This window comes from Leisingera aquaemixtae, assembly GCF_019801145.1.
In the GTDB taxonomy this organism is placed as follows: Bacteria; Pseudomonadota; Alphaproteobacteria; order Rhodobacterales; family Rhodobacteraceae; genus Leisingera; species Leisingera aquaemixtae_A.
Genome location: NZ_JAHVJQ010000003.1, coordinates 59,986 through 72,908, shown reverse-complemented (window position 1 = coordinate 72,908; position 12,923 = coordinate 59,986). Strand labels below are relative to the sequence as shown.

12 protein-coding genes are annotated in these 12,923 nt (G+C 62.9%); 4 read left to right on the top strand and 8 right to left on the bottom strand.

From position 1 onward, the window contains the following. Nucleotides 1–144: 144 nt before the first annotated feature. Together KUW17_RS07785 and KUW17_RS07780 are read left to right on the top strand one after the other, a co-directional pair. On the top strand, nt 145–1,362 hold the full coding sequence (locus tag KUW17_RS07785; protein WP_222477730.1) for an NfeD family protein: 1,218 nt from the start codon (nt 145–147) through the stop codon (nt 1,360–1,362). Between the two features lies 1 nt (nt 1,363). Then, the gene (locus KUW17_RS07780) at nt 1,364–2,128 is read left to right on the top strand and encodes a slipin family protein (RefSeq protein WP_222477728.1); all 765 of its coding nucleotides are present in this window, start codon (nt 1,364–1,366) and stop codon (nt 2,126–2,128) included. Nucleotides 2,129–2,230: 102 nt separating this feature from the next. Here KUW17_RS07780 and lpdA read toward each other — a convergent pair whose 3' ends face one another. From lpdA to KUW17_RS07740, 8 genes are all read right to left on the bottom strand, one after another. Continuing rightward, the gene (lpdA, locus tag KUW17_RS07775; RefSeq protein WP_222477726.1) at nt 2,231–3,589 is read right to left on the bottom strand and encodes a dihydrolipoyl dehydrogenase; all 1,359 of its coding nucleotides are present in this window, start codon (nt 3,587–3,589) and stop codon (nt 2,231–2,233) included. Continuing rightward, nucleotides 3,590–4,864, bottom strand: coding sequence for a dihydrolipoamide acetyltransferase family protein (locus KUW17_RS07770; protein ID WP_222477724.1), 1,275 nt, complete (start codon nt 4,862–4,864; stop codon nt 3,590–3,592). A gap of 3 nt (nt 4,865–4,867) precedes the next feature. Then, a complete protein-coding gene (locus tag KUW17_RS07765) occupies nt 4,868–5,881 on the bottom strand; it encodes an alpha-ketoacid dehydrogenase subunit beta (protein ID WP_222477722.1) in 1,014 nt (337 codons plus the stop codon). Nucleotide 5,882: 1 nt separating this feature from the next. After that, nucleotides 5,883–7,118: a 3-methyl-2-oxobutanoate dehydrogenase (2-methylpropanoyl-transferring) subunit alpha gene (locus KUW17_RS07760; protein ID WP_222477720.1), complete on the bottom strand. Its 1,236-nt coding sequence runs from the start codon at nt 7,116–7,118 to the stop codon at nt 5,883–5,885. Between the two features lie 775 nt (nt 7,119–7,893). Beyond that, nucleotides 7,894–8,043, bottom strand: coding sequence for a hypothetical protein (locus KUW17_RS07755; RefSeq protein ID WP_222477718.1), 150 nt, complete (start codon nt 8,041–8,043; stop codon nt 7,894–7,896). Nucleotides 8,044–8,172: 129 nt separating this feature from the next. Continuing rightward, nucleotides 8,173–9,213 (bottom strand): ABC transporter substrate-binding protein, encoded by a 1,041-nt coding sequence (locus tag KUW17_RS07750; protein ID WP_222477716.1) that lies wholly within the window; start codon nt 9,211–9,213, stop codon nt 8,173–8,175. Then, nucleotides 9,210–10,601 carry a sensor histidine kinase gene (locus tag KUW17_RS07745; RefSeq protein WP_222477714.1) on the bottom strand — a complete coding sequence of 464 codons (1,392 nt, stop codon included), beginning with the start codon at nt 10,599–10,601 and terminating at the stop codon, nt 9,210–9,212. The genes KUW17_RS07750 and KUW17_RS07745 overlap by 4 nt, the downstream gene beginning before the upstream one ends. Next, nucleotides 10,594–11,265, bottom strand: coding sequence for a response regulator transcription factor (locus KUW17_RS07740; RefSeq protein WP_222477712.1), 672 nt, complete (start codon nt 11,263–11,265; stop codon nt 10,594–10,596). The genes KUW17_RS07745 and KUW17_RS07740 overlap by 8 nt, the downstream gene beginning before the upstream one ends. A 155-nt stretch (nt 11,266–11,420) precedes the next feature. On the opposite strand from KUW17_RS07740, the gene KUW17_RS07735 reads away from it, so the two are divergent. Together KUW17_RS07735 and KUW17_RS07730 are read left to right on the top strand one after the other, a co-directional pair. Next, nucleotides 11,421–12,398: a Bug family tripartite tricarboxylate transporter substrate binding protein gene (locus tag KUW17_RS07735; RefSeq protein WP_222477710.1), complete on the top strand. Its 978-nt coding sequence runs from the start codon at nt 11,421–11,423 to the stop codon at nt 12,396–12,398. A gap of 87 nt (nt 12,399–12,485) precedes the next feature. After that, entirely contained in the window at nt 12,486–12,917 is a 432-nt protein-coding gene (locus tag KUW17_RS07730; protein WP_222477708.1) for a tripartite tricarboxylate transporter TctB family protein, read from the top strand. The last annotated feature ends 6 nt before the right edge of the window (nt 12,918–12,923 follow it).

Genomic DNA, 12,923 nt, shown 5'->3' with positions numbered 1-12,923 from the left:
CCGACAGCCCAGGCCGATGGCGAACACACAGCCGAAAGGCATGTGCTGTACACGGTAGTTGACGGCCCGATAGGCCCGGCAACCGTTCATCATGTTGCGCGGGTGCTGCAGCAGGCCCGGGCTGCGCCCACGGAGGCGGTCGTATTGCAACTGAACACTCCTGGCGGGCTGGCCGATGCCATGCGCGAAATCATCTCTCAGATTTTGCAGTCGCAGGTGCCCGTAATAACCTATGTGGCGCCGCCTGGGGCTCATGCAGCCAGCGCAGGGACCTATATTCTCTATGCCAGCCATGTCGCGGCGATGGCGCCGGGTACAAACCTGGGCGCGGCGACACCGGTCGCAATCGGCGGACTTCCCGACGGGCTGCCCGGCCGCCCGCCGGCAGAGGAGCAAGATAAGGATCAAGAGGGTGGCGGCAGTCCGGACCGCAGCCCGACGGCGCCAAAAACCGCTTTGGAGGCCAAGGCCACCAATGACGCAGCCGCGCTGATCCGCAGCTTGGCAGAGCTGCATGGCCGCAACGCCGACTGGGCCGAAAGAGCGGTACGCCAAGCCGAAAGCCTGTCCGCAACCCGGGCATTGGAGCTTAATGTCATTGATCTGGTTGCCGCAGACCTTAGCGCGCTGTTGCGGGATGCCGACGGGCGCAGCGTGGTGATGGGCGAGGCCCGGCAGCAAATCTCCACCGCTGGGCTGCCGGTCGAGCGGGTCGAAATGGACATTGTCATTCGCATTCTCAGTGTTTTGTCGAACCCCAACGTAGCCCTGGTGCTGATGATGCTTGGCGTCTACGGGCTGATTTTCGAGTTCTGGAACCCCGGTGCCTTAGTGCCTGGCGTGGTAGGGGCGATCTGCCTCACCCTGGGGCTGTTTGCTCTGAACCAGCTGCCGCTCAACTATGCGGCCCTGGCGCTTCTGGGGATCGGGGTGGCCTTTATGGTTGCCGAGGCGTTTTCGCCCAGCTTCGGTGTTTTGGGCCTTGGCGGGCTCATCGCCTTTTCGCTGGGGGCGGCGATGCTGGTAGACACGGATGCACCCGCCTTCCGGATTTCCTGGTGGCTGATTGCCAGCATGGCCGTGACCAGTGCCGCGGTATTGGTGCTGCTGCTGGGCTACACGATCCGCACTTACCGCCAGCAACCGGTGTCGGGCCGCGCGCGGCTGCTTGGCGCCAGAGCCAGAGTACTCGACTGGAAAGACGGCAGCGGGTTTGTCTGGATTGAGGGAGAGCGCTGGCAGGCAAAAGGCGCATTAGACCTGCAGCCCGGTCAGTACGTCCGCATCGGCGCGATCAAAGGTCTCACACTGCATGTTGCGGCGGAAGCCGGTTTCGGACCAGGGGCAACCAGGGGAGAATAACATGGAAGCACTCACTTTCGATTGGGCCGCTTATCTGCTGGCAGTTGTTCTGCTGGTGCTGTTTCTGCAGGCGGCGATCTACATTTTTCGCGAGTACGAACGCGGGGTGCTGTTCACCCTGGGCCGGTTCACCCGGGTTTCAGGCCCGGGATTTGTGCTGATCATCCCGGTGGTGCAGCAGCTGGTGCGGACCGACCTGCGCATGTTCGTCGAGGATGTGCCCAGCCAGGATGTGATCAGCCGCGACAATGTGTCGGTTAAGGTGAACGCTGTAATCTACTTCCGCATTGTCGACCCGCAGCGGGCGATCATCAATGTTGCGGATTTCCGGGCAGCCGTCAGCCAGCTGGCGCAGACCACTCTGCGGTCCGTCCTCGGCAAGCACGAGCTGGACGAGATGCTGGCCGAGCGCGACAAGCTCAATGCCGATATCCAGGAAATTCTGGACCGTCAGACTGATGCCTGGGGGATCAAGGTGGCCAATGTCGAGATCAAGCACGTGGATATCGACGAAAGCATGGTCCGCGCCATTGCCAAACAGGCCGAGGCGGAGCGGCTCCGCCGCGCCCGGGTCATCAATGCCGCGGGTGAATTCCAGGCGGCCTCCAAACTGGTTGAGGCAGGCAAGCTTCTGGCCACGCAGCCTAATTCCATGCAGCTGCGCTACTTCAATGCGCTCACCGATATCGCAACAGGCCGGACCACCACAGTTGTCTTCCCGTTGCCGGTCGACCTGTTGCCCATGCCGAAAAAAACGGAGGACTGACCCCGCTGCGCCAAGAGAACCGGACACACCCGCTGCATGACACAGGACAAAGGCGGGGGTAACCGCGCAGCCCGACCCGAGCCAGGTGCCGGATCCGGAGTATCAGATGTGCAGAGCCTGGCCCAACGCCCGCAGGCAAGCTTCCTGAAGGGCTTCCGACTGTGTCGGGTGGGCGTGAATTGTTGCGCCAATATCCTCCAGACACGCCCCCATTTCTATTGCCAGCGCAAAGGACGCTGACAGCTCCGACACCCCCGCCCCCACCGCTTGGAGGCCGACGACCGCATGATCGCTCTCGCGCCAGACAACCCGGATGAAACCGTCCTCGCGTTCGCCGGTCAGAGCCCGCCCGTTAGCCTGCAGCGGAAAATTTGTGGCAGCGGTGCCCTCGATTTCCCCCGGCAATGCGCCGCAGGCCACCACTTCGGGGTCGGTAAAGCAGACCGCTGGGATTGCCCGCTTGTCCCATTCAACCACGTGGCCCGCGATATGCTCTGCAACCATCTCACCCTGCGCCATGGCGCGGTGAGCAAGCATCGGCTCGCCGGTCACATCGCCGATCGCATAAATGCCGCGCATCGACGACTGACAATGGCTGTCGATTTTGACAAAGGGTCCGTCTTGAGTCAGCGCCAGCTCCTCGATGCCGATTCCGGCTGTGCGGGGGCGGCGTCCGACTGTCACGAGCACTTTTTCCGCTGCCGCATCGCCCTGATCCGTTTGCAAGCTGCCGTTTTCGTAGGCAAGCGCCCTGGTTCCGGTTTTCACGGCCACCCCCAATGCGCTCAGCCGCGCCTCGACCGGGCGCGTCAACTCTCCGTCATAAAGCGGCAGGATCCGATCCTCGGCCTCAACCACCGTAACCCTGGCACCGAGTTTGGCAAACGCGGTGCCAAGCTCCAGCCCGATATAGCCGCCGCCAACCACCGCGAGGCTTTCCGGCACCTGCGCCAATTCCATAGCCTCAGTTGAGGACAGGATGGAGCCGCCGAACGGCAGATCAGGCAGCTCAACCGGGGCAGAGCCGGAGGCAATCACGATGTATTGCGCATGAATCACCTGGCCGTCTCCGTTGCCGTTCACCGACACTGTCTTGCCATCCAGAAACCGGGCGCGGCCCTGCACGAAGCGCACCCCGGCCTTTTTCATCAGCACCGAGACGCCGCGGTTCAAGCGCTGCACGATGCCGTCTTTCCAGGCGACTGTCTTGGCGAAGTCAATCGCTGGCGCCCCACAGCTGATCCCCAGCGGCCCCTGCGGAGCCTGAGCGATCCTGTGGAACTCCTCCGCCGCATGTATCAGCGCCTTCGAAGGGATGCAGCCCACGTTCAGGCAGGTGCCGCCGGGCTTGGCCTCATCCACCACAATGGTGTCGATGCCCAACTGGCCCGCGCGGATGGCACAGACATAGCCGCCGGGGCCTGCGCCGATGATCAGAAGCTTGCATTTCAAATCAGACATTCAGCCCTCGACAAACAGCATCGCTGGAGTTTCCAGCAGGGATTTCAGTTTCTGCACAAAGACCGCGGCGTCCCAGCCGTCGACCACCCTGTGATCGAAGGAACAGGAGAGGTTCATCATCTTGCGGGGCCGGAACTGCTGCCCGTCCCACACTGGCCGGATCTGCATCTTGTTGACCCCGACGATGGCCACCTCCGGGTAGTTCACGATCGGGGTGGTAGCGATCGCGCCCAGCGGTCCCAGAGAAGTAATGGTGATGGTGCCGCCGGTCAGTTCCTCCCGCTTGATGGATCCTTCGCGGGCGGCCTCCGAAAGCCGCAGGATCTCTGCGGCATTGTCCCAGAGGCTGCCCGCCTCGGCATGGTGGACAACCGGCACATTCAGCCCCTGCTCTGTCTGGGTGGCGATGCCCACATGCACGCCGCCGTGGCGGTGAATCACCCCGTCCTCGTCATCGAAACGCGCGTTCAGGCCGGGCTGCTCGCGCACTGCCTCGACGATGGCGCGAATCAGGAAGGGCAGCAGCGTCAGCTTGGGGCGCTGGCCTTCGTGCTTCTTGTTCAGTGCCGCCCTCAGATCCTCCAGCGCGCCCATCTCCACTTCTTCGACGATGGTGATATGCGGGATCTGGCGTTTCGCCAGAGCCATTTTCTCTGCGATCTTGCGGCGCATGCCGACGATCCGGACGTCCTCGACGCCGGTGTTACGGCCGCGGGTCACACCGCCTTGCTTTATGCCGCCCGAAGCTATCCAGTTATCCAGATCCTCATGGCTGATACGCCCGGCAGGCCCGGTGCCGGGCACCTGGCGCAGGTTTAAACCCTCTGCCCGAGCCCGCGCCCGCACTGACGGCGAGGCCAGCGGCTTGGCCCCCTCAGGCCGCGGCGGTCGGCGTCCCGCCTTCCTTGCCAAAGGCGCCGGAGCCAGGCCTGGCTTAGTTTCAGCTTCCGGCTCGGTCTCAGGCTCCGCTTTCGGACTGGCCACGGGCGCGGTCTTCTGCTCGCCGGGATTGGCTGCGGCAGCATTGCCCTCGCCCGCCACTTCCAGGCGCACCAGAACACTGCCAACCGGGATCATCGCCCCGATCTCGCCGCCCAGCTCCAGCACCTTCCCTTCGGCAGAGGACGGCACCTCAACAGCCGCCTTATCGGTCATCACCGCCGCCAGGATGTCGTCCTCCCTGACGATGTCGCCCGGCTTCACATGCCATTCGATCAGCTCCGCCTCGGCAACCCCTTCCCCTACATCGGGCAAGCGGATTTCAAAAATCCCCATGGATCAGTCCTCCATGACTTTCTTCAGCGCATCGCCGACCCGGCCAGGCCCCGGAAAATACTCCCATTCCTGCGCATGCGGGTACGGCGTGTCCCAGCCGGTCACCCGGATGATCGGCGCTTCGAGGTAGTAGAAACAGGTTTCCTGCACCAGAGACATAAGTTCAGCACCGAAGCCTGAGGTGCGGGTAGCCTCATGCACGATCACGCAGCGGCCGGTTTTCTGCACCGACTCTGTGACCGTATCCAGATCCAGCGGAAGCAAGCTGCGCAGGTCAATAACCTCCGCGTCCACCCCGGTTTCCTGCGCCGCGGCTTCGGCCACGTAAACCATCGTGCCATAAGCCAGAACCGTCACATCCGCGCCTTCACGGCGGATCGCCGCCTTGCCTAGGGGCACGATACCGTCCCCGTCGGGAACATCCCCCAGCGGGTGGTTCTTCCAGCTTTCCACCGGTTTGTCGTGGTGGCCGTCGAACGGGCCGTTATAAAGCCGCTTGGGTTCGAAAAAGATCACCGGATCCGGATCGGCAATGGCCGCCAGCAGCAGCCCCTTGGCGTCGCGCGGATTTGAGGGCATGACCACCTTCAACCCTGACACATGGGTAAACAGCGCCTCCGGGCTCTGGCTGTGGGTCTGGCCGCCGAAAATGCCGCCGCCGGTGGGCATGCGGATCACCAGCGGGCAGGTGAAATCGGCGTTAGAGCGGTGCCGCAACCGCGCCGCCTCTGAGACGATCTGGTCATAGGCTGGGTAGACATAATCCGCGAACTGGATCTCGATCACCGGCTTCAGCCCATAGGCCGCCATGCCTATGGCGGCGCCAACGATGCCGGATTCATTGATCGGCGCATCAAAGCAGCGGGACTTGCCGTATTTTTCCTGGAGGCCTGCGGTGCAGCGGAACACGCCGCCGAAAAATCCGACATCCTCGCCAAAGACAACCACCCTCTCATCCGCAGCCATCGCCACGTCATGCGCCTCGCGGATGGCTTCGATCATGGTCATCTGCGCCATCTCAGAACCCCGCCTCCTGCCGCTGCCGGATCAGATGCGGCGGCATGGTTTCATAGACGCCCTCGAACATGTCGCGCGGGCTGGGCGTCTTACCGGACGTCAGTGTGCCTATTGCTTCGGCTTCCTTCTGAGCGGCCACCACGGTGGCTAGCACCTCGGCCTCGGCCTGCTTATGGCGGTCATCGCTCCATTCCCCTATGGCGATCAGGTGCTTCTTGAGCCGCTCGACCGGGTCGCCAAGCGGCCAGGCTGCAGCCTCGCGCCGGGACCGGTATGCGGAGGGGTCGTCGCTGGTGGAATGGCCGCCAGCGCGGTATGTCACGTGTTCGATCAACGTCGGCCCGTGGCCGCGCCTGGCCCGCTCGCAAGCCCATTTCGCCACCGCATGGACCGCTAGGTAGTCGTTGCCGTCTACCCGGACCGAGGCAATGCCAAACCCGTGACCGCGGGCAGCAAAGGTGCCGACCCCGCCGCGGGCGATGCCCTGGAAGGTGGAAATGGCCCATTGGTTGTTGACGATGTTCAGCACCACAGGCGCGTTGTAGGTCGAGGCAAACACCATGGCCGCGTGGAAATCGCTTTCCGCGGTGGAACCGTCTCCGATCCAGCCAGCCGAGATCCGGGTGTCGCCGGATATTGCCGATGCCATGGCCCAGCCGACCGACTGGATGAACTGGGTGCCGAGGTTGCCGGAAACCGTAAAGAACCCGTGCTCTTTGGAGGAGTAGAGGATCGGCAACTGACGGCCGTGCAGCGGGTCCTCGGCGTTGGAGTAAATCTGGTTCATCATCGTGACCATCGGATAGCCGCGGGCGATCAGCAGCCCTGCCTGACGGTAGGTCGGGAAATTCATGTCGCCCGGCTCCATCGCGCGGCTGAAGGCGCAACTGACCGCCTCCTCTCCCAAGTGCTGCATGTAAAAGCTGGTCTTGCCCTGCCGCTGGGCGTTGAGCATCCGCGCGTCAAAGGTCCGCAGCAGCAGCATGTGGCGCAGCCCTTCATGCAGCTCTTCTGTACTCAGCGCACCCGCCCATTCGCCAACCGCCTCGCCGTCCTTGTTGAGCACGCGCACGATGGAGAAGGCCATATCGCGGATCGCATCCGGATCCACGTCCACCGGCGGCCGCGGAACGGCGCCAGCGCGGGGGATTTCAAAGTCGGAAAAATCAGGGGTATTTCCCGGGCGGCAGCCCGGTTCAGGAACATTCAGGGAGAGCGGGCTGATGTCGCTGGTCATACTGCACCTTTCTGACTTGCGGCAGCCTTGGAACAATTCCAGCAGGCTGTTCATTGCCGGGCTGGCGGCCCGGGTCTTAACCCCCTGCCCGCGCCGCTAACGCTGCCTCATTTTTTATCACATAGTCCGGTAATTATTGGTTACCACGGTTGTGCTGCAGCTCTGCCACAGCGGCCCGTACCGGCCAGATGCCCGCTGCTCCCCAAAAAACGCGCGGGACACTAGTGAACATTCAGCAAACCGCCGCCTTGCCGCATCGCAGAACGGCAAAGCGGCTATTCACTTTCAACTTGGCCTGATTTTGTGCTCAGCAGAAGTTCGGGCGCATCATCACCCACAAGAATTGAAGGCGGAGACATGTTCTCTTGAGCGGTGACAGGGGTAACGCAAAAGCAGCGCGAGGACTTGGCGGCGATCGCCGTTACGCATGCGCGGACCGGCTAAAAAAAGGATCCAAATTCGCTCCTAGTGAATTGCATAGCCGTATCGCTGAAAGGAATGGCGCGTCACCGTGCCTGATACCCCGCTCACTATCCAGCGCGCTGAGACAGACACGTCACAAAGCCTTGTTTCGTTTGCCGTTTTGGCCCTACCTGTGACAGCGCAGCATTTTGGGAACAAATTTAGTGCCAATGCCAATCAAGCGTTCAAACCTGATCGGGCGGAGAAGAAGTGAGCAGATCAGAAACATTGCGCCTGGCTAGTTTCCCTAAAGCTCTACCCTTGAGAAAAGCACATTGTGCTGGCTGCTCACCCTTGGCTTGATGCAGTGTCTTCAGGCTGAGAACCCAATAAGTTTTCTGTGCCGTTTTTCAATTGCCCAGCATGCCTTCACCTGTGCAATGCAAATGCGGGCAAGCTGCAGGAGCTTGGCATACTGCATTTTCGCCTTCTGAGAAATCTTCAAAAGCTCGTCATCGCGCACTTGCGCGAAACTGCGTTCAAAGGAGCGCGGCACATGGTGAGACGCGGATGTGAATTTCGAACTGGGGCCAACAGGTCTTGTGCCCCCCTTCACAGGACGCTTACAAGGATCCTGTTGTCCCGGTGGTGGTTACGGGCCATCACTTCGGCCAAAAGCGTCGCTCCAAAATTCGAGCAGCAGTGCCCGCCTGTTGCCGTCAAGCGCAACAAGCAAAGATGGCGCAAGGGGAATGGACCTGCGGGCACTGGGAGAAAGGCCGGAGTCAATGGCATCAATCTCGGTGACAAGGCCCGCCTTGGCCAGCAATTCCTGCGCTTCCGGACTCAGAAGGAAGTCAAGAAGCTCAGCCGCCACGTTTTTTTGCCGGGCCGTTTTGGGGATCATGTATGCGCGGGACAGCACAAGCGTGTAATCCTCGGGCAGAATGGTGCCGACCTGGGGCGCTGACGCATTTGCAACATAAGATCCCAGCACGTTGTAGGCGATCAGGAAGCGGCCCTCGGCCACGCCGGCAATGATCTCAGCCGAACAGCAGGTGGCAACGGCATTGACCCGGGCAAAGCTTTCCAGAAGGGCACCGAAGGTTGTTGCTTCCAGGCTGTCGCTGTAGGCAAACAGATAGCCAAGTCCGGAGGCGGCGATGTCATAGGTTGCGATCCTGCCGCGGTAAAGACCGGGCTTGGCCCGCAGCGCGTCAAGCAAGGCAAAGCGGCTGCGCGGCACTTCGGCGCCATCTAGCAGCTGCTTGTTGTAGACGATGACCGCAGGCTCGGTGGTTATCCCCCACAGTTCGTCGCGCCAGCGGCGGGACGGTGGCAACGCCAGCGCTGCGGGCGAGCGATGCGGATGGGCACAGGCCGCATTCACCAGCCAGACCATCTGCTGCACCGCCGAAGACAGGATCGCGTCGGCTGGCACGCTGCCCTCCTGGCAATCGGCGCGGCTTTGGGCAAAGAGCGCGTTGGAGCCCCATTGCTCGAAAGTGATTGCCAGCTGAGGGTTCAGTTCTGCGAAACGTTCGATAACCGGGCGGATGATGGTGTTGTCGGTGGTGGAGCGCAGCAAGAATTGCACCGGGCCGTTTCCGTAGTGCACGGTCGCTTCCTGCGAGACAGCCGCCGCTGGGAAAAGCGCCGCAAGGAACATCAGCATCCGCCACACCAGCATCATGGCGCGCCCCCTTCTGCCGGGAGGACCAGCGCTGCGCAAAAGCCGCCCTCTTTGCGCGCCATTTCCACCCTGCCGCCAAAGGCGGCGGCCACCGAGTTGACGATCGACAAGCCGATGCCGCTGCTGCTTTCCTGGGTAGCTGCGTCGCGGTTAAACCGGCTGCCCAGCTGTGCCAGAACCGCAGGGGCCGGGCCGGGGCCGGCATCGCGCACCCAAAGGATCGCATCGCCGCCGCGCCGTTTTGCGCCGATGGCCACCGGCGGGGTGCCGTGCCGCAGCGCGTTGCCCAGAAGGTTGCCAGCCGCCTCGCCAAGGGAAAAGGCATCGGCGCGCACCATCACGGGCTCCTCGCCGATTTCCAGCCGCAGGTCGCTGCCGGGTGCCAGCAGCGCGTGGTCGTTGCGCTCCATGATTTCCAGTGCCACCTCGCGCAGGTCGACAGGAAGGCGCGGTGCGCTGTCGGTGCGGTGCACCACCAGCGCGCGGCTGAGAAGCTGATCCAGCAGGCTACCCAGCGAGCGGGTGCGCGCCAGCAGCCGGTCCAAGGCACGGTGGCGGGCGGCAGCATCGGGTTCGGCAACGGCTGTCTCCGCCTGCACCCGGATTGCGGCCACCGGGGTGCGCAACTGGTGCGCGGTGTCGGAAATGAGGTTGCGCATAACCTCAACCTGCCCGTCCAGACGCCCCATGAAACGGTTCATGGCGCCAAGCACCACCTGTAGTTCCCGCGGAAGGCGGCCGGTAGCAATCGGCGTCAGATCATAAGGGTCGCGGCGGGCCAGGTCCTCGGTGATTGCACCCAGCGGCCGCAGGGCGGTGCGGATGACCGCCCAGGCTATGACCATCAGCGCCAGCCCCGCCGCCGCCATCGGCCACAGCGCATCGAGCATCAGATCCGCCGTCATCGCTTTGCGCGCCCGCAGGGTCTGGCCGACCACAACTTCAACCGGGCCGGAGAAATCGCGTTCCGCAAAGCGGCGTGTGACCCGGACAAACCGCGCAGGCTCACCGTTGAGTGCCGCGTCGAAATACCCCGGCCCGTCAGTTCCAGGCTCAGGCGCGTGGATTTCGGTGCCAGGATCGACGCCAGTGATGAACATCTGCCCGGGTCCATGAACGGCATAATAGATGCGGTCCTCAGGCGCCTGGGCCAGAAGCTGGAAGGCCGAGACCGGCAGATCGGCGATGGGGACGCCGGCCTGAATGCGGACCGACTCCGCAATGTCGTTTGCCGCACCCAGAAGGATCCGGTCATAGGCTTGCCGGGCTGCCTGCTGGCCATTGCGCCAGGCCGATCCGGAAACCAGCAGCCCGCCCAAAAGCAGGATCATCAGCACCGCACCCAGCACCCGGGTTGCCAGGGTGAGCGGCGGGCGCGGCTCAGCCATTCAGGTGCAGCCGGTAGCCGACCCCCCGCTGGGTTGCGATGCTCACATCGCTGCCTGCGATTTTCTTTCGCAGGCGGGCGATATACAGCTCGATCGCGTTTTCGCCCACGTCGGCATCGTCAAAGCCATATAGCGAGTCATAGAGCCGGGATTTTGACAGGTAGCGGTCCTGATGGCGGATCAGCATATCCAGAAGCGCCGCCTCGCGCCGGGTCAGTTCCAGCAGGCGGCCGTTCAGCCGGGCGCTGCGGTCACTCGGCACAAAGGCCAGTGAGCCAAGAATAATCTGCTCTTCCTTGCGGTCCGCCTGACGCCGGACAAGTGCCCGCAACCGCGCCTCCAGCTCGCGCTGATCGAAGGGCTTGCCAAGGTAGTCATCCGCACCCTGATCCAGCGCCGCCACCCGGTCATCCACCGAGGTCAGAGCAGTCAGCATCAGCACCGGCGCCGGATCGCCCGCCCGGCGCATCTCGCGCAGCAGAGACAGGCCGGAACCGTCCGGCAGGTTGATGTCGAGGATAACGGCATCGTAATTCTGTACGGCGCGGCAATCGCGGGCGCTTTCGATGTCCGGAGCCAAGTCGCAGACAATACCGCAGCGGGCCAGATGGGCAATCACGCCCTCGGCCAAATCTTCTGCATCTTCCACCATCAAGACCCGCATCTTACTGCACTCCGCTTTGCTGAAACCGCGACAGGTTGATGACAGCTTCCGTGGGTAAACATGTCTAACCCGCAGAGAACAGGCTGCCAAAGCAATTTCTTACGGGGGAAATCCGGCGCTTGGGAGTGTGCCGGCCATGACCTGAGGAGGAACGCATGAAATTCACCGTCACCCGCGGCCTGTTTGCCGCTGTCGCCCTGTCGCTGTCCGCCTTTGCCGCGGGCGCACAGGAAAATCCCGAGTGCATCGCCCCGGCCAACCCGGGCGGCGGCTGGGACTTCACCTGCCGCCAGGTTGGCAAGTCGCTGCAGGACCTGGGACTGATCGAAAAGACCATGCAAGTGGTGAACCTAGCTGGCGGCGGCGGCGGCGTGGCCTTTGCCGAAGTGGTCAACAAGCGCGCGGACAACAACAGCCTGATCGTTGCCGCCTCCAGCGCCACCGCCACCCGGCTGGCTCAGGGTGCCTATCCAGGCAACAGCATGGACCAGGTGCGCTGGCTCGCGGCCATCGGCGCCGACTATGGTGTGATTGCCGTTGCTGCCGACAGCGAAGTTGAAACGCTGCCGCAGCTGCTTGATGTCATCAAGAATGATCCGTCATCGGTTTCCGTTGCAGGCGGCTCAGCGGTTGGCGGCTGGGACCACTTGAAGGTTCTGATTGCCGCCAGCGCCTATGGCATCGAAGATGTGCGCAGCGTGAAATACATCGCCTTTGACGGCGGCGGCGAGGCGGTCACCCAGCTGCTGGCCGGATCGGTGCAGGCCTTCACCGGTGACATCTCCGAGGCCAAGGGATTTGTCGACTCTGGCGATATCAAGGTGATCGCGGTGCTGTCGCCGGAGCGGCTGCCGGGCGAATTCGCCGAATTTGCAACCGCCAAGGAACAGGGCGTCGATGCCATCGGCGCCAACTGGCGCGGTTTCTACGCGCCTGGCGGCATGTCGGATGAAGCCTACGATGCGTGGGTGTCGAAGATCGGCGATCTCTACGCCTCCGACGAATGGAAAGAGGTGATGGCCGCCAACGGTCTGGCGCCTCTGGACCTGCAGGGCGCAGCCTTCCAGGAGTTTGTGGCCGGTTCAGTCGCCCAGATCCAGGCGATTTCCAAAGAGATCGGCATCATTAAATAACCTGCTCTGGGCCGGCTGGCGGATCGCAGCACAGCTTTGCGGCATCCCGCCAGCCGGCCCTGCACGACACCTGAACTGGAGACCGCCATGAGCGATCGTATCTTCGGGGTCTTCGGCATGATCCTTGCCGCCGGCTATGTCTTTGCCGCGCTTGCGATCGAGGAAAGTTTTCTCTCCGATGCCGTCGGCCCCAAGGCCTTTCCCCTGATCATTGCCGCAATCCTCGCCCTGTCGGGCGCCGTGATCGCCCTGCGCCCGGATCCCGAACCGCACTGGCCTGCCTTGGCCCGGCTGGCCGAAGTAGCTGCCGCTGTGGTGGTGCTGATCCTTTACGCCGAAATGCTGCCCGTCGCGGGTTTTGTCATCGCCACCGCCTTTGCCGCGGCCTATCTGGCCTGGCGCTTGGGCTCAGGACCGGTGGAGGCCGCTGCCGTGGGTGCAGGCACCTCAATCGGCATTTATGTCACCTTTCACCTGATCCTCGGCCTGTCGCTGGCCAAGGGTCCGCTTGGCTTCTGAGGAGGG